The 22,078-nt window shown below is 75.2% G+C and carries 18 protein-coding genes and 1 pseudogene; 13 read left to right on the top strand and 6 right to left on the bottom strand.

The genetic code is table 11. The annotated features are described in order from the left end of the window. Positions 1 to 239: 239 nt before the first annotated feature. Positions 240 to 2,312, top strand: a complete 2,073-nt coding sequence (locus tag F3L20_RS21170; protein ID WP_167534714.1) for a DUF1996 domain-containing protein — start codon at positions 240 to 242, stop codon at positions 2,310 to 2,312. Positions 2,313 to 2,393: 81 nt separating this feature from the next. On the opposite strand, the pseudogene F3L20_RS21165 reads toward F3L20_RS21170, so the two are convergent. Then, positions 2,394 to 2,963: pseudogene (locus tag F3L20_RS21165) on the bottom strand (MMPL family transporter); the annotation flags it as partial. Between the two features lie 273 nt (positions 2,964 to 3,236). Between F3L20_RS21165 and F3L20_RS21160 the strand changes: the two are divergent. Continuing rightward, a complete protein-coding gene (locus tag F3L20_RS21160) occupies positions 3,237 to 3,425 on the top strand; it encodes a hypothetical protein (RefSeq protein WP_150155705.1) in 189 nt (62 codons plus the stop codon). 79 nt (positions 3,426 to 3,504) lie between these two features. Here F3L20_RS21160 and F3L20_RS21155 read toward each other — a convergent pair whose 3' ends face one another. Further along, positions 3,505 to 6,069: a SpoIIE family protein phosphatase gene (locus F3L20_RS21155; RefSeq protein ID WP_240810731.1), complete on the bottom strand. Its 2,565-nt coding sequence runs from the start codon at positions 6,067 to 6,069 to the stop codon at positions 3,505 to 3,507. A gap of 162 nt (positions 6,070 to 6,231) precedes the next feature. On the opposite strand from F3L20_RS21155, the gene F3L20_RS21150 reads away from it, so the two are divergent. Next, on the top strand, positions 6,232 to 6,816 hold the full coding sequence (locus tag F3L20_RS21150; protein WP_206338810.1) for an AMIN-like domain-containing (lipo)protein: 585 nt from the start codon (positions 6,232 to 6,234) through the stop codon (positions 6,814 to 6,816). Positions 6,817 to 6,837: 21 nt separating this feature from the next. On the opposite strand, the gene F3L20_RS21145 is transcribed toward F3L20_RS21150, so the two are convergent. Beyond that, the gene (locus tag F3L20_RS21145) at positions 6,838 to 7,530 is read right to left on the bottom strand and encodes a GAF and ANTAR domain-containing protein (RefSeq protein WP_240810730.1); all 693 of its coding nucleotides are present in this window, start codon (positions 7,528 to 7,530) and stop codon (positions 6,838 to 6,840) included. Positions 7,531 to 7,744: 214 nt separating this feature from the next. On the opposite strand from F3L20_RS21145, the gene F3L20_RS21140 reads away from it, so the two are divergent. From F3L20_RS21140 to F3L20_RS21110, 7 genes are all read left to right on the top strand, one after another. Then, positions 7,745 to 8,563, top strand: coding sequence for a restriction endonuclease (locus F3L20_RS21140; RefSeq protein WP_150155703.1), 819 nt, complete (start codon positions 7,745 to 7,747; stop codon positions 8,561 to 8,563). A 126-nt stretch (positions 8,564 to 8,689) separates the two neighbouring features. After that, on the top strand, positions 8,690 to 8,956 hold the full coding sequence (locus F3L20_RS21135; RefSeq protein WP_145828423.1) for a hypothetical protein: 267 nt from the start codon (positions 8,690 to 8,692) through the stop codon (positions 8,954 to 8,956). A gap of 97 nt (positions 8,957 to 9,053) precedes the next feature. Continuing rightward, positions 9,054 to 9,923, top strand: coding sequence for an oxygenase MpaB family protein (locus tag F3L20_RS21130; RefSeq protein ID WP_150155702.1), 870 nt, complete (start codon positions 9,054 to 9,056; stop codon positions 9,921 to 9,923). A 116-nt stretch (positions 9,924 to 10,039) separates the two neighbouring features. After that, complete coding sequence (locus tag F3L20_RS21125; protein WP_167534575.1) at positions 10,040 to 10,543, top strand: SRPBCC family protein; 504 nt, start codon at positions 10,040 to 10,042, stop codon at positions 10,541 to 10,543. Continuing rightward, positions 10,536 to 12,179, top strand: coding sequence for a phytoene desaturase family protein (locus tag F3L20_RS21120; RefSeq protein ID WP_150155701.1), 1,644 nt, complete (start codon positions 10,536 to 10,538; stop codon positions 12,177 to 12,179). The genes F3L20_RS21125 and F3L20_RS21120 overlap by 8 nt, the downstream gene beginning before the upstream one ends. Before the next feature lie 40 nt (positions 12,180 to 12,219). Then, entirely contained in the window at positions 12,220 to 12,714 is a 495-nt protein-coding gene (locus F3L20_RS21115; RefSeq protein WP_024887623.1) for a hypothetical protein, read from the top strand. Next, positions 12,711 to 13,595 (top strand): SDR family oxidoreductase, encoded by an 885-nt coding sequence (locus tag F3L20_RS21110; protein ID WP_150155700.1) that lies wholly within the window; start codon positions 12,711 to 12,713, stop codon positions 13,593 to 13,595. Before F3L20_RS21115 ends, F3L20_RS21110 begins: the two co-directional genes overlap by 4 nt. 717 nt (positions 13,596 to 14,312) lie before the next feature. Here the strand turns inward: F3L20_RS21110 and F3L20_RS21100 are convergent. From F3L20_RS21100 to F3L20_RS21090, 3 genes are read right to left on the bottom strand one after another with little or no spacing between them, the layout of a single operon-like run. Continuing rightward, positions 14,313 to 15,338, bottom strand: coding sequence for a DUF5914 domain-containing protein (locus F3L20_RS21100; RefSeq protein WP_150155698.1), 1,026 nt, complete (start codon positions 15,336 to 15,338; stop codon positions 14,313 to 14,315). After that, positions 15,338 to 16,354: a phytoene/squalene synthase family protein gene (locus tag F3L20_RS21095; RefSeq protein WP_150155697.1), complete on the bottom strand. Its 1,017-nt coding sequence runs from the start codon at positions 16,352 to 16,354 to the stop codon at positions 15,338 to 15,340. The genes F3L20_RS21100 and F3L20_RS21095 overlap by 1 nt, the downstream gene beginning before the upstream one ends. Then, complete coding sequence (locus F3L20_RS21090) at positions 16,341 to 17,882, bottom strand: phytoene desaturase (RefSeq protein ID WP_150155696.1); 1,542 nt, start codon at positions 17,880 to 17,882, stop codon at positions 16,341 to 16,343. Before F3L20_RS21090 ends, F3L20_RS21095 begins: the two co-directional genes overlap by 14 nt. A gap of 340 nt (positions 17,883 to 18,222) precedes the next feature. Between F3L20_RS21090 and F3L20_RS21085 the strand changes: the two genes are divergently transcribed. From F3L20_RS21085 to F3L20_RS21075, 3 genes are read left to right on the top strand one after another with little or no spacing between them, the layout of a single operon-like run. Next, a complete protein-coding gene (locus F3L20_RS21085; RefSeq protein WP_150155695.1) occupies positions 18,223 to 19,416 on the top strand; it encodes a lycopene cyclase family protein in 1,194 nt (397 codons plus the stop codon). 59 nt (positions 19,417 to 19,475) lie between these two features. Continuing rightward, entirely contained in the window at positions 19,476 to 20,204 is a 729-nt protein-coding gene (locus F3L20_RS21080; RefSeq protein ID WP_150155694.1) for a class I SAM-dependent methyltransferase, read from the top strand. After that, a complete protein-coding gene (locus F3L20_RS21075; protein WP_150155693.1) occupies positions 20,201 to 21,781 on the top strand; it encodes an FAD-dependent oxidoreductase in 1,581 nt (526 codons plus the stop codon). Before F3L20_RS21080 ends, F3L20_RS21075 begins: the two co-directional genes overlap by 4 nt. Positions 21,782 to 22,078: the final 297 nt, after the last annotated feature.

The following is a 22,078-nucleotide window of genomic DNA, read 5'->3' as shown; positions in this document are numbered from 1 at the left end:
CACCCCGTCCGGCGGGGCTCGTGCGGCTCAAGTGGCCTGCGGTTGCTGAGATTTCCGGAAGAAGTCGTGAGCCGGTTGAACACAGTGCGCTCCGCCTGCGTATGGGGCGTGGGAATCGAATGCCCCACCCCCCGCGACAGAAGCGTAGGAGTACTGCCTTGGCACGCAACACACGCAGACGCCCCAAACAGCGCGCGACACTCGCCGCTTTCGCCTTGATCCTCGGCGGCGGCGGCATGATGGCGGCCAACGTCTACGCTTCCGCGACGGACGGCGGGACGGGTGACGCGCAGGTCCTGTCGGGCGCCGCCACCATCGACTGCCCCGACGTGGCGACCCGGCTGACCGCGGTGCCGGACCAGGCCCGCGGCGAGGTCGACAAGGAACTCGCCAACCTCGACGGGCAGATCGCCGAGGCCTACAAGCGGCTCGGCGAGTCGGCCGACGCCATCCGTCAGGACCCCGGCTTCGCCGAGAACGCCATCGCCGGCCCGCTGAAGGACAAGCGCGCCGCGGTGCTCGCCCGCATCGGCACCGCCATCGAGCGGGTGGGCGGTGAACGGCCGCAGGGCCTGGACGAACTCGCCGGCTGCGCCGTGCGCGACTCCGGCAACGCCCCCGCCGGCAACGGCCAGGACGACGGTGGCAACGGCGAGCAGGCCGGTGACGGCCAGGACCAGCAGGGCGGTGACGGCCAGGACGGCCAGGACCAGGGTGGTCAGGGCCAGGACGGCCAGGAGGGCCAGGACGGCGGCGACCAGCAGGGCGGCGGCGACCAGGGCGGCGGCAACGGCGGCCAGGCCGGCAACGGACCGGTGCCCGGCGACTACGTCTCCATCGAGAGTGTCCAGCCCAACGTCTCCACCCCGCAGCCGTCGGGGAACGCCTCCACCGGCACCTTCACCAGCGAGTGCGGTGTCAACGAGAACGGCGTGTTCAACTCGGACAACGTCATCGCGGCGCCCGGCGTGAGCAACGGCGCCCACCACTTCCACGACTACATCGGCAACCAGGCCACCAACGCCTTCGTCAGCGACGACGACCTGGCGCGGGCGGACACCAGCTGCCAGGACCAGCGCGACAGGTCCTCGTACTACTGGCCGGTGCTGCGCCTGCAGAACGGCACCGAGGAGCGGGACGCCAACTCCCCGGGCGGCGGCATCGAGGGCAACGCCGGTGAGATCGTCACCCCCAAGGACGTCACGCTGACCTTCGTCGGCAACCCGCAGGGCAAGGTCACGGCCATGCCCCGGCTGCTGCGCATCATCACCGGCGACGCCAAGTCCTTCGTCAACGGCCCCGCCAACGCCAACGCCTCCTGGAGCTGCACCGGCTTCGAGGACCGGCAGCTGAAGGACAAGTACCCGCTGTGCCCGCAGGGCAGTGACGTGGTCCGCACCTTCGCGTTCCAGAGCTGCTGGGACGGCCGCAACATCGACAGCGCCAACCACCGCACGCACATGGCGTTCGCGGACGCCGAGGGCAACTGTCCGGCCGAATTCCAGCCCATCCCGCAGCTGGTGCAGCGGATCGTCTACGACGTGGACGCGCCGAGCCTGAACGACGGCGGCAAGACCGTCCCGCTGTTCGCCGTGGACTCCTTCCCCGAGCAGCTGCACAAGCCGATCACCGACCACGGTGACTTCATCAACGTCTTCGAAGAGGACCTGATGAACGAGATGGTCGCCTGCATCAACGAGGGCCGCACCTGCGGCGCCGGCGCCGACGGCGGCAACGGTGGAGGTGACACCGGTAACGGCGGCGACAACGGCAACGGCGGCGACAACGGCAACGGCAACGGTGGAGGTGACACCGGTAACGGCGGCGACAACGGCAACGGCAACGGTGGCGGCGAGGAGCCGACCGCGACGCCCACCGAGCCGGGCCAGGGCGGCGACGGCGACCAGGACGACGGCAACCAGGGAGGCGACCAGGGCGGCGACCAGCAGGGCGGCAAGGACGACCAGGGCAACGGCCAGGAGCAGCCCCCGGTGACCGAGAAGCCCGCGGACGACAAGGGCACGGCCCAGCCGCAGCAGCCCGACGTGAAGGTCTCGACCCCGGCCGTCGGCGGCGACGCCGGCGACCAGGGCGGTGCGGACGACGGGAACCAGGACGGCGGCGGCCAGGAGGCGCAGGCCGCCCAGGTGCCCGGCAGCCTTCCCGAACTGGACGACCGGACCCAGGCTCAGGCCCAGGGCGGGAGCGGAAGCCTCGCCGAGACCGGCGCCCAGCTCTGGCCGGCCGCCATCGGCGGAGTGCTGGTGATCTTCGGCTTCTTCGTCCTGCGCAGCGTGCGGCGCGGCGCCTGACCCTCGGCACCCTCGGTACATGAGGGCGGCAGGACCCCGAGGGGTCCTGCCGCCCTCATGCGTTGCGGGCGGGCGCGGCACTCAACGGTGCGCCGCGCCGCGTGCCTCTTCGCCCTCGGCGTCGATGTGCGGCAGGACGCGGTCCAGCCAGTGCGGGGTCCACCAGGCGTGCGGGCCCAGCAAGGTCAGCACGGCCGGCACCAGCAGCAGCCGTACCACCGTGGCGTCGATCAGCACGCTGACCGCCAGACCCCGGCCCAGCATCTTCACCACCACGTCGTCGCTCACCACGAACGCCGCGAACACGCTCACCATGATCAGCGCGGCGCAGGTGATGACCCGCGCGGTGATCTCCAGGGCGTGCGCGACCGAAGCCCGGGCGTCCCCGGTCCGCCGCCACGCCTCGTGGACCCGGGAGAGCAGGAAGATCTCGTAGTCCATGCTCAGCCCGAAGACGATCGCGAACATCATCATCGGCACGTAGCTCTCGATCGGCACTGTCCCCGAGACCCCCAGCGCGGGCCCGCCCCACCCCCACTGGAACACCGCGACGACCACCCCGTACGAGGCCGCGATGGACAGGACGTTCAGCACGGCCGCCTTCACGGCGACGAGCAGCCCGCGGAACACCGCGAGGATGATCAGGTACGCACCGCGTCTCGACGGCATCGGCGCGTTCTCCTCCGCCCGGCCGGGCGGATCCCGGCGCCTGCCGCCCATGAGAGGGCGGGCGGATCACCCCGGCATCCCCGTGCGGCGGGGCGGGGGAGGGGGCTCACCTGCTCGGCGGGCGGTCGTCCTCCCCGGCCGCCGGGGCGGCGAACACCCCTGCTGCGTTCGGCCGTCGGTGTGTGACACTGGTCGCAGGTGGCCGCGGTGCTGTCCGAGGGGGGAGCGCCGTCCGGCCGGAGAGGGGAAGTCGCCGTGAGCCGGGACCTTGTTCGCGCACATCAGGACGACGACGTGGCCGCGGAGGCCCGCCACGCCCGTTTCGGACGCCTGCCGGAACCCGTCCGGGTGGAAGACCTGATCGAGGAACGACCCGCAGCCGCCCCCGACCCGGCCCGCTTCGCCTACAACTCCGACGAGTGGCTGGTCCGCTACTGCGCCTGACCGGCCGCCGGGCCCGGCTCCGTGATGCCGCACTCCGGTGTGGCGGTACGCGGACCGAGGGGGACCGCGTCGTGTGCGGTCAGTCGTAGGCCGTCAGCAGGAGTGCCACGTCGTCGGGGCGGTCCTCCGCCCGGCGGGCCGCCCCCAGCAGCCGGTCGGCCAGTTCCTCCACCGAGCCCGTCCGGTTGTCGGCCAGACAGCGGCGGACCGTGTCGATGCCTGTCGCGATGTCGCTGCCGGGCACCTCGACCAGCCCGTCCGTGTACAGCGCGAGGACGCTGCCGGGCTCCAGGGTGAGCGTCGTGACCGGGTACTCCGCGTCGGGCTGGACCCCCAGCAGCACCCCGCCCGCCAGTTCCACGGTCTCCGTGGTCCCGTCCGGGCGCCGCAGCAGCGGCGGGGGATGACCCGCCCGCACGGCCTCGGCGCGTCCGGTCGCCGGGTTCAGCTCGATGTAGCAGCAGGTCGCGAAGACGTCCGTCTCCAGCTCGGCCAGCAACTGGTTGGTGTGGGTGATGACCTCCTGGGGCGGCCGCCCGCTCGAGGCGAAGGCGTGCACGGCGCTGCGCAGCTGCCCCATGACGGCCGCCGCGCCGACGCTGTGCCCCTCCACGTCGCCGATGACCAGCGCCACCCCGTGTCCCGTCCGGATCACGTCGTACCAGTCGCCGCCGATGTCCATGCCCTTGGTGCCGGGCAGATAGCGGCCGGTGGTGCGCAGCCGTTCGATGGCGGGCAGCCGGTGCGGCAGCAGACCCTCCTGCAGCCCGCGCGCCACGGCCGACTCGGCGTCGTAGAGCCGCGCCCGTTCCATCGCCTGCGCGGCCAGACCGGCCAGCGCGGTCAGCGCGCTGCGCTCCTCCGTGGTGAAGCGGTGCGGCGCGCTCCAGCCGAGGATGCAGGAACCGATCGGATGGCCGGAGGCGATCAGCGGCAGGAACGCCCAGGAGGACATCGGGTCCAGCGTCAGCCGCGGGTAGGCGCTCACCAGGTCCTCGGGCGACTCGAAGAACAGCGGCAGACGCGTGGTCAGCGCGTGCACACCGGGCAGCTCCGCCTCCAGTGGCACCCCCTCGAAGGGATCGAGGAAGTGCTGCGGGTAGCCGTCCTCCCACAGCAGGTACATCCGCCCGTCGCGCACCGTGTACAGGGCGACCTCCGTGGCCCCGAACGCAGGCAGCAACTGTTCGGAGACGGCCCGGCACACGTCCCGCACGGTGACGGACTCGGTCAGCACGCTGGCCATCTGCACCACGTGGTACAGCGCTCCCGCCCGGGTGGTCGTGACCAGCCCCGTGGGCGGTGCCGCCGACGGGGCGGCGGACGGCGGCAGGGCCCGGCCCGGCTCCGCCCCGGCCGGCGCGGACGTCCGGAACACCCGGCCGGTCAGCCCGTGCACCCCGGGGTACAGCACGAACCCCAGCCAGACCCCGTCCGGGGCGTGCACCAGGTACGACACCGGTTCCTGCGTCAGCATCGCCGCCCGGTAGCGGTCCTCGTAGGCGGGGTCCCGCAGCCAGGTGAGCACCCGCCACGGATGGTTCCCGAGCAGCTCCTCCAGATCGCAGCCGAGCAGGTCCTGGCAGCGGCGGTTGGCGTAGATGACCCTGCCGTCCTGGTCCAGCGAGAACAGGCCGTCGGGCAGCCGCTCGGCGGCCTCCGCGGCGGTGACCCCGCCGGCCACGTCCACCAGGGCGCCGACCAGCAGCCGGGCCGTCCTCTCCGCCCGCACGACGTGCCCCCACAGCTCGACGGGCCGGTAGTGGACCGCTTCGACGTCGTCCTGCGACTCGCCCCGCACCCGGAAGTGCCGGCCCCGGATCTGCCCGGTGTCCTCGGCCTCCCGCCGCGCCGCCCGCAGTTCGTACAGGTCGTCCGGGGACACCCGCTGCTCGACCGCGGTCATGGTGCCGCCGAACTCCTCCCGGGACACGCCCAGAAGGGCCAGCGCGTCGTCGTCACCCGACCAGCGGTCGCTGTCCAGGTCCCACTCGACCATGCCGACCGACACCTCGTGGGCGGGCGGTGTGGGCAGCCGCACGCTGACCGGCTGGTCGTCGTACTCGATGCCGTACGCCACGGCGTCCGCGTCCGTCCGGCCGGGCACGCCGCGGGCGAACTCGGTGAGGCGCTCCTCCATGTCGTGGCCGGCCCGCAGCAGTCCCGTGCGCACGGCCTCCTCCCGGGCCGGCCGCCGGGCGGAGGAGTGCAGGACCGCCAGGACGCCCACCGTCTCGCCGCCGACCCGCACCGGCTGGTGGGCGTGCGCGAACGAGTACGGCAGGGCGGCGGTGAACTGCGGGAAGCGCAGCATCGTCGCCCGGTCGTCGGGCAGGTACTGGGTCTCCCCGCTGCGGTACGCCTCGCACATCGGCAGCGCGCCGCTCACCGGGATCCGCCACCACGGCTTCAGCAGCGAGCGGGGGACGCCGGACATCACGCACAGCACCAGCGACCTGCGGTCGCGTGAACGCAGGTACACCGCGCCGCCGTAGCCTTCGGTGGCCCGCACCGCCGCCACGAGGGCGCCCGCGAGCGCGTCCTCGACGCGCTCCCCGGGACGCCGGGGCCGGCTGTTCTCCGCGTCGGGTACGGGCAGGCCCGCCGGCCGCTTCCCGCGCGGTGCGGCGGCTGCACCACCCATGTAGCGCCCTCCCGGTGCACTGGGGAACGGGACGTTCGTCCGCTCCCCACCAGGATGTGCCATGCCGGCCGGTACGGCGACCGGCCGGAAAGCACCGCAACCATCGGGGCATCCCGGTCGTCTCACCCGATATCAGAACGTTGGCGTCCCAGGGGGCCGAAAATGCTTCAACCAAGAACAATCTGCGCGACAGTGGTGCTCCTCGGCGCCACGCTGGTGACGGCGGCGGCTCCGGCCGTGGCCGCCCCGGCGACGGCGACGGCCGCCACCACGGCCTGCCCCTCCGGCTGGGGCAGTGGCGGCAAGTCGGCGACCGCCGCCACGACCGCGTCCGTGAAGGACGTCAGGACCGGCCGGCACGACTGCTACGACCGCATGGTCGTCGACGTGCCCGGCGCGGCGCGCGCCGACCTCGGCTACGCGGTGCGCTACGTCGACCGGCTGTACCAGGACGGATCCGGCCGGCACATCCCCGTCGCCGGCGGCGCCGTCCTAGAGGTGCGGGTCACCGCCCCCGCGTACGACCCCGAGACCGGCGCGGCCACCTACCCCGCGCGCGCCGGGGCCGCCCTGCCCGGCGTCGACCTGACCGGGTACCGCACCTTCCGTGACGCGCGGTTCGCCGGCAGCTTCGAGGGTGAGACCCAGCTCGGCCTCGGCGTGCGCGGCCGGCTGCCGTTCCGTGTGCTGCAGCTGGACGGCCGCCTCGTGATCGACGTCGCCCACACCTGGACCGCCGCCCGCTGAGCACCGGGGCGGGCGGCGCGGTCAGCTCTTCGCGCCTCCCGCCTCGCAGATCTGCCGCGCCACGTCCCGCAGCTTGGTGTTGGTGCGCTGCGACCGGGTGCGCAGCAGGTCGAAGGCCTGGTCCTCGGTGACGTGGTGCCGGCCCATCAGGATGCCCATCGCCTCGCCGATCAGATGCCGGGTGGCGACGGCCTCCCGCATCTGCTCGTCGGTGCGGGCGGTGGCGAAGGCGACCGCGGCGTGGGAGGCCAGCAGCCAGCCCGCCGTCTCGCTGTCCTCGGTGAACACTCCCGGCTTGCGCGAGTACATGTTGAGGGCGCCCAGTTCCTCGTCCCGCGTGTACAGCAGGAACCCCATCATGCTGCCCACCCCCAGCTCCCGGCAGCGGGGCACGAACCGCGTCCACCGCTCGGGGGACGCCGTCAGGTCGGGGATGCGGAAGACCCGCTCGGGACGGTCGGGCCGCGCCGCGTCGAAACACGGCCCCTCCCGCAGCTCCCCCTGAAGGTGGTCGCTGTCGGTCACGAACTGGTCCGTGGGGGCCAGCGACGTCACCCGGTCCCCGCGCAGCACGAGAATGCCGGCGGCGTCGCAGCCTTCGACCAGGTCCACGGCCGAGCGCGAGATCTGCTCCAGCGTCGCGTCGAGCGTGTGCTCCGCGAGCAGATCCCGGGCCATCGACGCCATGCGCCGTGCGAAGCCTTGCCAGTCCACCGTCCGCCTCCTCAGTGCGGCCATACCCGCCCCCGGCCATCCTTGCATGCCGCCCGGGCCGCCTCTCCCCCTCTCCGTCCGCGAAGCACGCCGGCCGCATCGCCCCCGGTGAGAGCGCCGATCCCGGGCACACGGCGTACGTGATCTTCGGCGCCCCCGGCCACCGGGGGCGCCGGTGTCCGGCTCGCGACAGAGAGGAATCACCACGGTGACCATGCCCGAGCGTCGTACCCGTCCGGTGCGCCCCGGCCGGCGCTTCGATCTGCGTTCCACCGCCATGTTCTTCGGCCTGCTCGCCGCGGCACTGGTCATCGGGGGGCTGGCGGTGCGCGCGCTGGCCGGGGTGGTGCAGCGGCGCCCGGTGTGGGCGGTCGTCCTGCTCTGTGTGGCCCTCGCCGTCGTCCTGGCCCGCGGCCGCAGGAAGCGGCGGCTCTCGGCGGCACGGCTCGCCCGGCAGGCCGGGCACGCGCTGGCCCGCGGTACCTCCACCGCGCTCGACGCCCTGGACACCCCGGCGCCGGCAGCACTCACCATCCCCGCCCAGGCCGGTCCGTGCGAGGACGACGCGCGGTACCCGGGCGAGCTGCCGCCCGGCGAGGTCACCTCACCGCTGCCCGTCTCCCAGGGCATCGACCACGAGGCCATCACGCCCGACGAGTTCGAGGCCGCCACCGCGGAGCTGTGCGCCCGGGACGGCTGCACCCAGGTCCAGGTCGTGGGCGGCGCGGGGGACCTGGGCGCCGACGTGACGGCGCTGACCCCCGACGGCCGCCGCCTCGTCGTCCAGTGCAAGCGCTACGGCGAGGACAACAAGGTCGGCTCGCAGGACCTCCAGCGCTTCGGCGGCACCTGCTTCACCGTCCACGAGGCGGACGTCGCCGTCGTCGTCACCACCGGTGAGTACACCACCCCGGCACTGGAGTACGCCGAGCAGTGCGGCATCGTCTGCGTCGACGGCGACGGCCTGCTCGCCTGGAGCCAGGGCCGGGCGCTCGCGCCGTGGGCGGCGGTGCCGCGGGAGGAGCCGGCGTAGCGGGCCGGTCCGCCGGTTCGTGTCCGCGGGAGCGTCGTGGCTGCGGCGCGGTTCCCCGCGCTTACGAAGAGACGCCGGGAGCCCGCGTGGCGGGTCGTTGTCAGTGCCGGATGCCACCCTGCCGGTATGGACGAGCTGGAGTTCATGCGCGGCAGGGTGTATGGAGCGGACCACGACGACCCCGGTCCGCGCGACGGACGGGTGTACGCGGAGCTGTCCGGCGGCCCGCTGGACGGCCTGCTGCTGGACGTCACCGACCACGGCCCGGCGGAGCGGCGGCACGGCGTGGGCCTGCCCACCGAGATAGGCCGCTACGGTCCGGGCGGCCGCGCGGTGTACGGACCCCGCGCGGCCGGCGACCGGGTGTACGAGTGGCGGGGCGACGTCCCCTGACCCGTCCCCTCGCGGGTACGGAGGGGGTCACCGGGGCAGACGTAGCGGTAGGACACCGGCCGTCCTCGCCGCCGACGAGAGGGAGGTGCGGCAGGCCATGAAACCGCTCACGGACAGCGGCTCGGCGCTGCGCGGCCGGATCGGCCAGGCGATCTTCTCCCGGGTGGCCGGACCGGACGGCCCCGACAACCGCGCCCGCATACACGGCACACCGGGCCCCCGCTGGTTCGGCCCCGAGCGGCCGGTCCGCCGGGTGCACGGCGACGCGTCGATGTTCATCGGCGGACTGTCCGCGCTGCTGCTCCAGTCCCTCCACCCGCTGGCCATGGCCGCCGTCGCCGGACACTCCGGCTTCCGCGGCGACCCCTGGGGCCGGCTCCAGCGCACCAGCACCTTCCTCGCTGTCACCACCTACGGCACCGCCGACAGCGCCCAGCGGGCCGTCGACCGGGTGCGCGCCGTCCACGACACGGTCCGCGGCACCGCCGCCGACGGCCGCGCCTACGTGGCCTCCGACCCGCACCTGCTGTGCTGGGTGCACGTTGCCGAGGTCGACATGTTCCTGCGCGCCCACCAGCGCTACGGCGCCCGCCCGCTGGACGACGCCGGCTGCGACGCCTACGTCGCCGACATGGCGCGCATCGCCTCCGCCCTCGGCGTTCCCGACCCGCCCGTGGACCGCGCCCAGCTCGCCGAACGGCTGGCCGCCTACCGCGACGAGCTGCACGCCACCCCGGAGGCCCTGTCCACCGCGCGGTTCCTGCTGCTCGACCCGCCCGTGCCGCTGCTCGCCCGGCTGCCCTACGGCGTCCTCGCCGCGAACGCCGTGTCCCTGCTGCCGCCCTGGGCGTCCCGCGCGCTGCGGGTGCCCCGCGTGCCCGCCGAGGGCCTGTGCGTCCGCCCCCTCGGCACGGCCGTCACCGCCGGCATCCGATGGGCGCTGGCGCCCACCCGCCCCGCCGCGTGACCCGTCCGGCGGGCACTTCCGGTTGACGCCGGGCAGACGGGGCACTCAGTGCTGACCGGCGGCGCTCAGGGACACGGCCGTGCCGACCGGTGGCGTTCAGGACACGGGAGGCAACAGTGGCGGTTCGTCATCGTCTGATCCGTACCGACCCACGGTCCGTGTGGGCCGTGCTGGAGGACGGCACCCGCTACGCGGACTGGGTGGTGGGCACGTCCGAGTCGAAGCCGGTGCGCGGACACTGGCCGCAGCTCGGGTCCGCGATCGGCTACGAGGTGCGCATCGGCCCGCTGAGGCTGCACAACGAGACCGTCGTCCGGCGCTGCATTCCCGGCGAGGTGCTGGAACTGGAGGCGAAGGCCGGGCCGATGGGCACCGCCCGCATCGCCATCGAGGTGCAGCCCTGGGGCGACCAGTGCCTCGTCAAGGTGGACGAACATCCCCTGCGCGGGGCGGGCGGCCTCGTGCACAACGTGGCCGTCGAGGCGATGATCCAGATCCGCCACCGCGCCATGCTCGCCCGGCTGGCGCACCTCGTCGAGGCGGAGGCCGCCGAGGCGGAGGAGCACCGGCCGCTCGGCCAGGTCGTGCCGGAGCCCGAGACGGGAGGCGCCCGTGGCTGACGCCGTCGTCATCGGCGCCGGGCCCAACGGCCTCGTCGCGGCGAATCTGCTGGCCGACGCCGGCTGGAGCGTGCAGGTACTGGAGGAACAGCCCGAACCCGGCGGCGCCGTCCGCCACGACCACGGCGTCCACCCCGACTTCGCCAGCGACCTGTTCAGCTCCTTCTACCCGCTCGCCGCCGCCTCCCCGGTGGTGTCCGGACTGCACCTGGAGCGGTACGGGCTGCGCTGGAGCCACGCCCCGCACGTCGTCGCCCACCCGCTGACCGACGGCCGCTGCGCCGTCCTGGACCGGAGCGTCGGCGTCACCGCCGCCTCCCTGGACGCCTTCGCGCCCGGCGACGGCGACGCCTGGCGCCGGCTGCACGCCGTGTGGGAGAGCCTGCGCCCCGACCTGCTGGACGCCTTGTTCACCCCCTTCCCGCCGGTCCGCTCCGGACTGCGGCTCGCCGTACGGCTGCGCGGCACCGGCGGGCTGCGCATGGCCCGCACCCTGGTGCTGCCGGTGCGCCGCATGGCGGAGGAGGAGTTCCGCGGCGAAGGCGGAGGGCTGCTGCTCGCGGGCAACGCCCTCCACGCCGACCTGGCGCCGGAGGCCGCCGGCAGCGGCGGCTTCGGCTGGCTGATGTCCATGCTCGGACAGACGTACGGCTTCCCCGTGCCGGTGGGCGGCGCGGGAGCCCTGACCGACGCCCTGGTGCGCCGCCTGGAGGCACGCGGCGGCGTGCTGCGCTGTGGGCGGCGCGTGGAGCGTGTCGTCGTGCGCGACGGACGGGCGGTCGCCGTGCGCCTCGCCGACGGCGAGACCGTCGCCGCCCGGCGCGCCGTCCTCGCCGACGTGGCCGTGCCCGCCCTCTACGGCGACCTCGTCGCCCCCGAGGACCTGCCGCACCAGCTGCTGTCCGACCTGGAGAACTTCCAGTGGGACTTCGCCACCTTCAAGGTCGACTGGGCCCTCGACGGTCCCGTCCCCTGGCAGTGTGAGCAGGCCGCGGGCGCCGGCACCGTCCATCTCGCCGACGGACTCGACGAGCTCACCCGCTTCGCCGCGCAGCTCGCCACGCGCCGCGTCCCGGACCGCCCGTTCTCCCTGTTCGGCCAGATGACCACCTCCGACCCGACCCGCTCCCCGCAGGGCACCGAGTCCGCCTGGGCGTACACCCACGTTCCGCACCGCGTCGTCGGTGACGCGGGCGACGACGGACTCACCGGCTCCTGGGACACGGACGAGCAGGAACGCATGGCCGACCGGGTGGAACGGCAGGTGGAGCGCTTCGCACCCGGTTTCCGCGACCGCGTCAGGGCCCGGCGGATCCTCGCCCCGCCGACGCTCCAGTCCCTGGACCGCAACCTGTACGGGGGCGCCATCAACGGCGGCACCGCCGCCATGCACCAGCAGCTGTTCTTCCGCCCGGCCCCCGGCACCGGGCGGCCCGAGACCCCCGTCAAGGGGCTGTACCTGGCGTCCGCCGGCGCCCACCCGGGCGGCGGTGTGCACGGCGCTCCGGGCGCCAACGCGGCCCGCAGCGCGCTGCGCCGGTCCTTCGCCCCCGGCCTTGCCGGGGCCCAGCGGCTGCTGGCCCACCGCGACCGCACCGGAAGCCGCCAGCCGGACCGGGGCGGGCGGCGGCCCTGACAGCGCCGTACGACCATCGACCACAGAAGGAGGCGAGACGATGAGCGGACACGACGACGGACGGCGCGACGGACCCGACCAGGAGCACCTGCGCCCCGAGGGCGTCAGCGACGAGACGGTGGAGGCGCTCGGATCCCTGTCGAAGGCCCTGGAGACCACCGAGCGGGCCCGGGGCCACCTCTACAGCTTCCACCAGCTCACCGGCACCGCCGACCTGGAACTGGACCGGGCGGTGGACCTGCTGCACAAGGCCGGGCACGGGGACTGGGCGGAGACCGTACGGACCCAGGTGCTGGGACGCAACGTGATCCCCGGCCACTGGACGTTCCAGATCGTCGAGGCCTACGACCGCACGTACTACCAGCCGTTCCGGGAGCTGGAACAGGCAGCCGTGGAGGAACTGGCCGACGGCCGCGACCACCTCTTCGAGGCGGAGATGAAGGAGGCCCGCAGGACCGCCGGGCACCCCCACCACACCGCCCGCCCGGACACCGACCCGCAGGTGACCGGCGGGAAGGGCGGGGACGACGGATGAACGGCGGCCCGCTGCGCGGACGTACCGCCGTGGTCACCGGGGCCGCGCGCGGGATCGGCGCCGCGCTGGCCCGCGACCTCTCCGGCCGCGGCATGCGCGTGGCGCTGCTCGGCCACGAGGGCGAGCGGCTGCGGGACCTCGCGGACGCGCTGCCCGGTCCGGCCCTCGCCTGCGAGGTCGACGTCACCGACGACGCGGCGCTGGCGGGTGCGGCGGAGGCGGTCCGCGCGGGGCTCGGGACGCCGTCCGTCGTCGTCGCCAACGCCGCCGTGGCGGACGGCGGGCTGTTCGCCGACTCCGACCCGGCCCGGTGGCGGCGGATCATCGACGTCAACCTCACCGGCAGCGCGGCGACCGCCCGCACCTTCCTGCCGGACCTGACGGCGACCAAGGGCTACCACCTCCAGATAGCCTCCCTGGCCGCGATCGGCGCCGCCCCGATGATGAGCGCGTACTGCGCCTCCAAGGCGGGGGTCGAGGCGTTCGCCCACTCCCTGCGCGCGGAGGTCGCCCACCAGGGTGTGGCCGTGGGCCTCGGCTACCTGACGTGGATCGGCACCGACCTGATCCACGACGCCGACCGCCACACCGTGATGCGGGAACTGCGCGGGCACATGCCGTGGCCGGTGCGGAACGTGTACCCGGTGGACCGGGCCGCCGCCCGCCTAGCCTCGGCCGTCGAACGGCGCCGCACGGCCGTCTACTTCCCCCGCTGGCTGCGGCTGGGCCAGCCGCTCCGGCCCGCGATGCCGTCCGTGGTCACCAGGGCGACCCGCTACTACCTGCCCCGCCTGCAGTCCCGCGAGCCGCTGCCCCCCACGGACCTTCTGGGTGGGGGAGGCCGCGCGGACGCGAAGGCGACGACGCGACCGCCCACGTGACGCCGTCCACCACACCGCTCTCCCGCCCCGCACACGGTCCCCAATGGCCCGCGGCACCGACATCCCGTCGAGCACTGGCGCGGTCGGTCCGCCGTCGGCCGTGAGTGGCGTCGGACGCGCGGTACGTGCCCGAAGTCGTCGGCGCCTCCCACCTTACGCGGCCGCCGTCGGCCCGAAGGCCCCGCGCGGCCGGAACGCACCGGTGGTCCGGACGGCGTGCGACGCGGGGCGCGGGGGAAGGCGTCACCACGACCGGCGTCAGGCCAGGTGCCCGGAGCTGGTCTCCCCGGCCTTCGACGCGTGCGGCGTCGACGAGTTCACCGCCCCGCCGTACGCGGCCGTGCGCCAGGCGATTTTGTACGCGGGCGGCGCCGAGTACGGCTTCCAGGAACCGCAGGAGTACCTGCACCGCTGGGCAGGGGGCTTGAGCCCGGTGCCCTCCGGATGGCCGGGGGTACCCGGTGGGCTTGCTGCGGGCTCGGTGCCCGACCGGATCGGCTCCGCCGGTGACACGGCCGGGCCGCACGGGCTCTGTCCGGCCGTAGTCCAAACCCGTTGCGGACCCGCGCGGCACAGGCGCCCTTCGGCCGGCTCCAGCAGTGCGGTGCCGTCGGACGGGGTCCCGTCCGGCGAGGGGTGCCGTCCGACGGCGTGCGCCTCGACCGGGGCGGCGCCCCGCCCGGTGGCGCCCCCCGGTGGCGCACCGGGCGCGGGCTCTCATGCGCCCGGGAAGCGGCCCGTGGAGCGGAGGGTCCAGCGGCGTTCCGCGTAGGCGAGGTCGTCTCGCCAGAGGCGGGCCGAGGCGGTCCGCACGAGGGGGCGCAGGAGCGGGGCGGCGGCGCGGGCCAGGGCGAAGCCGCGACGGTCCGAGGCCGCCACCACCGCCTCGACCACCGCGGTGCGCGGCCTGCCCGACGCGTCCGGCCCCAGCGGGGTGGCGTGCGTCTCGACGACCGACCCGACCCCCTCGCCCTCGGTGATGTGCATGACCACCGTGCGCGGCTCCGGAGCGGTGAACACCGCCCGCACCGGTACCACCAGACGGCCCGCCACCTTGAAGGACACGTCCACGGCGAACGCGTCCTCGTCCGGATCCCCGGATCCGTCCGGGCCGTCCGGCGCGTCGGCCACCGTGAGGTCGACGAACGAGTACGGGTGGAACCAGGCCCCGTGCCAGGGGTCGAGCCGGTTCGCCACGACGTCCTCCGGCTCGCAGACGCCCACCCCCGCGTACACCGCCGTCAGGGCACGCGCCGGTACCGGCCGGCGCGGCACCACCGGCGCGTCGAGCGGCTCCTCACCGCCCACCGCGTCCAGCCGCACCCACACCAGCACCCCGTCGTCGTATGCCGGGAACGGGTCCCAGCCCGCGAACGGGCCGCCGTCCAGGGAGAGTCCGTGCCAGTGGCACACGAGGGTCCCGCACCGCACCGGGCTGTCCCGCAGCGGCGCCCCCAGGTGCGGGCAGATGCCCGGCCCGGCGACCACACCGCCGCCGCCGTCCCGCCAGACCACCACCTCCTGCCCGGCGACGGTCCGGCCCAGCGGGCGGTCGCCGCCGACGTCACGGGAGGCGCCCACGACGTACCAGTTGCCCGAGGGGCGCGCCTGCGCCCGCTTCAGCGCCCCGGCGATGACGGCGGGTCTGGCGTCCCGCCAGGTGGGGTGCTGCCGCTCCCAGGCCACCGCGCCGCGGCGCAGCGACAGCGGCAGCCGCCCGCGGCGACGTCCGTTCCCGGCCATCAGGCGACCTCCTCCACCATCCGCGGGGCCGCCGTCTCCGCCGCCGTCAGCGGAGGACGGCCGGGCTCCCCGGCGGCGGCACCGCGCGCCTTCAGCCGGGCGGCGGCCACCCGTGCCAGCCCGTCCGCGGCGACCACGGCGCGCCGCCGGCGAGGCACCACGGCCCGCCGGTGCAGCACCGCGTACCCGTCCTCGGCCACCGCGTCCAGGATCCCGCCGTACAGCACGAAGGCGGTGCGGATGCAGGGCCGGGACACCGGTTCGAGCATCGCGAGGCCCGGTGCCGCCTGCCGGTACACGCCCCGCGTCAGCGCCTCGAACGCGCGCAGCGCGGAGGTGATGCGCCGGTCGCGGCGGCCGGTGTCCCGGCTCCACCGCAGCAGCTCCCGGTCGGTGCCGTGCGCGGCGAGCAGGTCGGCGGGCAGGTACACCCGGCCCCGGTCCAGGTCCTCGCCCACGTCCCGCAGGAAGTTGGTCAGCTGGAAGGCGACACCGAGCGCCGCCGCGTGGGGCGCCGCCGTCACGCGGTCGGTGACCGTGCCGAGGACCGGCAGCATCTGCAGCCCGATCACCGCGGCCGAGCCGTGCATGTACCGGCGCAGGGCCGCGTAGTCGGCGTAGTCGGTGACCACCAGGTCGGAGCGCATGGCGGTCATGAAGTCGGCGAAGTGACCGTGGTCGATGCGGTACCGCCGCGCCGTGTCGGCGAGCGCCCGCACCACCGGTTCGGCGCTCCCGCCGTCCCGCAGCCCCTTCTCCAGCTCCGCCTCCAGCAGGGCCAGTTCGGCGTCGCGGCGGGTGGTGTCCGCGCCCGTGCCCAGCGCGTCGACGATGTCGTCCGCCCAGCGGGCGAAGCCGTACAGGGCGTGCACGGCGGGCCGCCGCTCCACCGGCAGCAGCCGGGTGGCCAGGAAGTACGTCCTGCCGTGCCGGGCGTTTAGCCGGCGGCAGTGGCGGTACGCCTCGCGCAGCGCCGGATCGGTGACGCCGGCCGCGTCCAGTTCACGGTCGGTCATACGGGCCTCCTGTGCGGAAGTGAGGGGAGACGCGTCCGGCGGAGCCGCCGGCGCCGGTGATGCGCGCCGCGGCCAGCTTCCCGGACAGCAGCACGGTGGGCACGCCGACGCCGGGCGTGGTGCCGCAGCCGGCGAGCACCGCGTTCTCGGCGGAGCGCACCAGGTTGCGGGGCCGGAACGGACCCGTCTGGGCGAAGGTGTGCGCGGTGGCGAACGGCGTACCCGCCGCGTGCCCCTGCGCGGTCCAGTCGGCGGGCGTGACCACGCACTCCGTCTCGATCGCGGAGGCCAGCCCGGTCAGGCCGCGCTCCTCCAGCGTCCGCAGCACCGCATCGCGGTAGCGCGGCGTCAGGTCCGCCCAGTCGGCCGCGCAGGGCCCGATGTCGGTGTTCGGGCACGGCGCCAGGACGTAGTGCAGATGGCGTCCCGGCGGCGCGAGCGTGGGGTCGGTGGCGGTGGGCCGGGTGATCAGCAGCGACGGGTCGCTCATCAGCCGGCCCGCGCGGGTCAGCTCGTCGAACGTGCCGCGCCACGCCTGCCCGAAGGAGATGGTGTGGTGGGCCAGTTCGGGCCACGTCCGGTCGGTGCCGAGGTGCAGCACCACCGCCGACGGCGAGTGCCGCAGCCGCACCGGCCGCCGGGGCGCCCCGCCCAGCAGCCGGTAGGTGACGGGCAGGTCGGGGGTGAGGACCACCGCGTCGCAGGGGATCCGCTCGTCGCCCGCGACCACCGCCGTGACCCGGCCGCCGGAGCGCTCCAGCCGGGTCACCTCCCGGCCGAACCGCAGGTCGGCGCCCGCGTCGGCGGCGGCGTCCGCCATCGCCCGGGGCAGCGCGTGCATGCCCCCGCGCGGGAAGTACACGCCGGCGACCGTGTCCATGTAGGCGATCACCGCGTACGCGGCCAGCGCCCGCGCCGGGGGGACGCCCGCGTACAGGGCCTGGAAGGAGAACACCCGGCGCAGCCGCTCGTCCTTCAGGAAGCCCCCGATGCGCGCGTCCAGCCGGCCGAAACCGCCGAGCGCCGCCAGCCGGAGAAGGTCCGGGTGAAGCAGACCCGCCGGCGAGTCGAAGTTGGCGTCGATGAAGCGGCGCATCTGCGCCCGGTACAGCCGCTCCAGCCACTCCCGCATCCGCAGGTAGCCAGCCGCCTCCCGCGCCCCGGCGAACCGCTCCACCTCCGCGGCCATCGGCTCCGCCCGGGTGAGCACGTCGAGGCTGCTGCCGTCGGCGAACCGGGCCCGGTAGGCCGGGTGCAGCGGCACCAGCTCCACCCGCTTGCGCAGGCTGTCGCCGACCGCGGCGAACGGCTCGTCCGCCAGGTCCGGCATGGTCAGCACGGTGGGCCCGGTGTCGATGCGGTACCCGTCGAGGTCCAGGCGCCCGGCGCGCCCGCCCGGCAGCTCGTCCCGCTCGACGACGGTGACGCGCCGGCCCGCGCCCAGCAGGTGCAGTGCCGCCGACAGACCGGCGAGCCCGGCCCCCACGACGACGACGTGGTCCGTGCGCCCGGGAACGGTACGGGTCACCGCCAGGCCCCCGCTCCGGTCGCGCGCCCGCACGGCTCGCCGCACGCCGCCGTACGCCCGTACGGCGGCCGCGCCGTCACGCGACCGGACCGCACCCGGACGGTGTATCCCGGCGGGTGAGCCGGGCGCGGCGCACGCGGCCCGTCCGTCGCACGGTGTCTCTTGGCCCCTGTGGGGAGCATCCGGTGTCTTCCTCTCATCGGCACGCACATCGCTCCGGTACGCCGGACGACCGGCGCATGCCTTCCCGATCGCGCCCGTCGTCTCACGCCCGAGTGACCCGGATCCGACCGGGCACACGGACGGAACAACTGGTCGAACGCAGGAGGGAGGTGACGCCGTGCTGCAGGCGGACGTCGCGATCGTCGGGGCGGGTGCGGCGGGGCTGTCCCTCGCCCACCGGCTGGCCGGCCCCGGCAGCGGCGGCACGGTGCCGTCCGTCGCCCTGGTGGACGCACCGCCCGGCCCGCTCCGGCCGCCGCGCCGCACCTGGTGCTTCTGGGAGGCGGGACCCGGCCGCTTCGACGCCGCCGTCACCGCGTCCTGGCGGCATTTGCGGGTCCGCGACCCCTCGGACACGGTCATCGACGGGGACATCGCGCCGCTGCGCTACAAGATGATCCGCTCCGACGACTTCGAGCACCTCGTCGCGCGCGACCTGGCGGACCGTGAGGACGTACGGCGTGTGGAGGGGACCGTCGACACGGTCGAGGACGTGCCCGGCGGAGCGGTGGTCCGGCTGCGGGACGGTGCCGGCCACGCCCGCGCCGTACGGGCCCGCTGGGTGTTCGACTCACGCCCGCCGGGCAGCCTGCCGGCCGCCCGCACCACGCTGCTGCAGCACTTCCACGGCTGGTTCGTGCGCACCGCCCGGCCCGCCTTCGACCCCGGTACCGCCGAACTGATGGACTTCCGCACCCCGCAGCCCGCCGACGGCCTGTCGTTCGGCTACGTCCTGCCCCTCGGCCGGCACGACGCCCTGGTGGAGTACACCGAGTTCTCCCCCCGCCCCCTCACCCCCACCGCCTACCACGCGGCCGTACGGCACTACACCGACGACGTCCTGCGCCTCGGCGACCTGGAGGTGCTGTCCACCGAGACGGGCGTCATCCCGATGACCGACGCGGTGATGCCCCGGCAGACCGGCCAGTCCGTGTTCCGCATCGGCGCCGCCGGCGGTGCCACCCGCCCGTCCACCGGCTACACCTTCGCCGGACTGCAGCGCCAGACCCGGGCCGTCGCCGCCGCCCTGCGCGCGGGCCGCCGCCCGATGCCGCCGCCCGCCCACTCGGCCCGCTCCCGCGCCATGGACGCCGTCCTGCTGCGCGCCCTGGCCGGCGGCCGGGCCGACGGGCCCGCCCTGTTCTGCCGCCTGTTCGACCGCGTGCCCATGCGCCGGCTGCTGCGGTTCCTCGACGGCCGCACCCGGCTGCACGAGGACCTGGCCGTCGGCCTGCACGCGCCGGTCGGGCCGATGCTCCGCTCCGCGCTGGAACTGCCCCGCCTGCCCCGCCGCCCCTACGAAGGCCCCTGACCACCCGCCACCCCCTACGACGGCCCCGACCCGCCCGCCCCCGCCACCCCGGAGAACCCATGACCCTGCTGCGCGACGAGCACCTCGCCGCCGCCTTCGACCACGCCGCCCGCAGGTACGACACCCTGGTTGCCGCCAACCCCGGCTACCACGCCCACCTGCGCCGCTCCGCACGGCGGCTCGGACTGCCCCGCGGCGGCGACGGCCTGCGCGTGCTCGACCTCGGCTGCGGCACCGGCGCCTCCACCGCAGCGCTCGCCGAGGTGCTGCCGGGCGCGGACATCACCGCCGTCGACGCCTCCGCGGGCATGCTGGAGCGGGCCGCCGCCAAGACCTGGCCGCCGAACGTCACGTTCACCCACGTACCCGCCGAGCGGCTCGCGGAGGCCGGCGTGACCGGCCCCTTCGACGCGGTTCTTGCCGCCTACCTCTTCCGCAACGTCACCGACCCCGACGCCGTGCTGCGCACCGTGCGCGGGCTGCTCGCGCCCGGCGGACGGCTGGCGGTGCACGAGTACACCCTCGGCGGGCGCCGGAGCGACCGCGCCGTGTGGACCCTGGTGTGCCGGGGCGTCGTCCAGCCCGTGGCCACCCTGCTCGGCGACGGCGACCTGTACCGTCATCTGTGGCGCAGCGTCGTCGACTTCGACACCGCCGACCGCTTCGCGGACCGGATGCGGACGGCGGGGTTCGACAACGTGCGCCGTCTGCCGCTGCCCGGCTGGCAGACCGGCATCACCCACACCTTCACCGGGCGCCGTCCCCGCACCGCGGAGGCCGCGCGATGACCCGGCCGTCCCGTCCCGCCGCCGCCCGCCGAGGACGCGACCGCCGCGCCCGGGTGCTCGTGGCACCGCCCGGCGCGCCACGCGTCGACGGCGACCGCCGGCCCAGCACCGCCGTCGTCGGCGGCGGCATCGCCGGACTGGCCGCCGCCACCGCCCTCGCCGAACGGGGCGTCGCCGTCACCCTGTACGAGAGCCGCCCCTACCTGGGCGGGCGCGTCGGCGGCTGGCCGGTCGACCTCGAGGACGGCACGCCCGCGACGATGAGCCGCGGCTTCCACGCCTTCTTCCGCCAGTACTACAACCTGCGCGGACTGTTGCGCCGTACCGACCCCGCCCTGGAACGCCTCACGCCGCTGCCGGACTACCCGCTGCGGCACAGCGACGGCATGCACGACAGCTTCCGGCACGTGCCGCGCACCCCGCCGTGGAGCGCGCTCGGATTCGCCGCGCTCAGCCCGTCCTTCCCGCTGCGCGAGCTGCCCCGGATGAACGCGGCGGCCGCGCTGCCCCTGCTCGACGTCCGTGTGCCCGACGTGTACGACCGTCTGGACCCGGTCAGCGCGCACGACCTCCTCGACGCGGTGCGCTTTCCGCGCGGCGCGCGGCATCTTGCGTTCGAGGTGTTCTCGCGCAGCTTCTTCGCGGACCCGAAGCTGCTGTCGGCGGCCGAGATGGCGCTGATGTTCCACATCTACTTCCTCGGCTCCTCCGAGGGCCTGCTGTTCGACGTGCCCGGCGCGCCCTTCCCCGCCGCCCTGTGGGAACCCCTCGCCGCGCTCCTCGGACGGCACGGCGCCGAGCTGCGGACCGCCACCCCCGTCGAACACGTCGAGCCCCTCGCGGACGGCGGACACGTCGTCACCACCGCCCGGGACGAGCGGCGCCACGACACGGTGGTGCTCGCTTTGGACGCCGCGGGGCTGCGCGGCCTCGTGGAGCGTTCCGAGCGGCTCGGCGACGCGCCGTGGCGGGAGCGCGTCGCCCGCCTGCGCAACGCCCCGCCCTTCCTGGTCTCCCGGCTCTGGCTGGACCGGCCGGTCGCCTCCGACCGCCCCGGCTTCCTCGGCACCAGCGGCTACGGCACCCTCGACAACGTCACCGTCCTGGAGCGCTACGAGGACGAGGCGGCCCGGTGGGCGTCCCGCACCGGCGGCTCCGTGGTCGAGCTGCACGCCTACGCCCTGCCCGCCGGCTCCGCCCCGGAGGTCGAACAGAAGCGGCTGCTGGACCAGTTGCACCGGGTCTACCCCGAGACCCGCCGGGCCGGCATCGTCGACGCCCGCCACGAATGGGCCGCCGACTGCCCGCTGTTCCCGGTGGGCGGCTACGAGGACCGGCCGACGGTCCGCACCCCCGACCCGGGGGTGGTGATGGCCGGCGACCTGATCCGCACCTCGCTGCCCGTCGCCCTCATGGAACGCGCGGCGACCACCGGATTCCTGGCGGCGAACGCCTTGCTGGAACGCTGGGGCGTACGCGGCCAGACCCTCTGGACGGTCCCCGACCGCGGCCGCAGCGCACCCCTACGGGGCCTGGCGGCGGCGCTGGGACGCCGCAGCGCGCCGCACGGAGCCTGACCAGGCGACGGCCCCGGCCACGCGCACCCCGTGACCGGGCCGCCCGTGCGGCGAGGGCGTGCGTGCCCGTGGCCGGGCGAGGGTCCTGCCGCGGTCACGGCGCGCCCCGGCCACCTGGCGGCGCCGAGGTCGGGTGTGCCCCGTGGCCGGGTCCGGCGCTTCGGCCGTCACCGCGGTCGTGGCGCGGCCCGGCGAAGGGCCGGCCGCTGTGGTGGCGGGCCGGGGAACGGTGTGCGCGCACCGTCGCGGGTGTGCGGCCCGGCCGGGGAGACGCGGCGGGCCCGGTGGGCGAGGCGT

The organism is Streptomyces tendae (assembly GCF_008632955.1).
In the GTDB taxonomy this organism is placed as follows: Bacteria; Actinomycetota; Actinomycetes; order Streptomycetales; family Streptomycetaceae; genus Streptomyces.
This window is presented reverse-complemented; position numbering and strand designations above follow the sequence as displayed.

What these genes read in the sequence shown, in the direction of transcription:
- F3L20_RS21095 (WP_150155697.1), bottom strand. Translation starts at nt 16,354, where the DNA reads ATGACCGACCGTGAACTGGACGCGGCCGGCGTCACCGATCCGGCGCTG.
- F3L20_RS21150 (WP_206338810.1), top strand. Translation starts at nt 6,232, where the DNA reads ATGCTTCAACCAAGAACAATCTGCGCGACAGTGGTGCTCCTCGGCGCC.
- F3L20_RS21135 (WP_145828423.1), top strand. Translation starts at nt 8,690, where the DNA reads ATGGACGAGCTGGAGTTCATGCGCGGCAGGGTGTATGGAGCGGACCAC.
- F3L20_RS21170 (WP_167534714.1), top strand. Translation starts at nt 240, where the DNA reads ATGGCGGCCAACGTCTACGCTTCCGCGACGGACGGCGGGACGGGTGAC.
- F3L20_RS21130 (WP_150155702.1), top strand. Translation starts at nt 9,054, where the DNA reads ATGAAACCGCTCACGGACAGCGGCTCGGCGCTGCGCGGCCGGATCGGC.
- F3L20_RS21110 (WP_150155700.1), top strand. Translation starts at nt 12,711, where the DNA reads ATGAACGGCGGCCCGCTGCGCGGACGTACCGCCGTGGTCACCGGGGCC.
- F3L20_RS21080 (WP_150155694.1), top strand. Translation starts at nt 19,476, where the DNA reads ATGACCCTGCTGCGCGACGAGCACCTCGCCGCCGCCTTCGACCACGCC.
- F3L20_RS21100 (WP_150155698.1), bottom strand. Translation starts at nt 15,338, where the DNA reads ATGGCCGGGAACGGACGTCGCCGCGGGCGGCTGCCGCTGTCGCTGCGC.
- F3L20_RS21140 (WP_150155703.1), top strand. Translation starts at nt 7,745, where the DNA reads ATGCCCGAGCGTCGTACCCGTCCGGTGCGCCCCGGCCGGCGCTTCGAT.
- F3L20_RS21155 (WP_240810731.1), bottom strand. Translation starts at nt 6,069, where the DNA reads ATGGGTGGTGCAGCCGCCGCACCGCGCGGGAAGCGGCCGGCGGGCCTG.
- F3L20_RS21115 (WP_024887623.1), top strand. Translation starts at nt 12,220, where the DNA reads ATGAGCGGACACGACGACGGACGGCGCGACGGACCCGACCAGGAGCAC.
- F3L20_RS21075 (WP_150155693.1), top strand. Translation starts at nt 20,201, where the DNA reads ATGACCCGGCCGTCCCGTCCCGCCGCCGCCCGCCGAGGACGCGACCGC.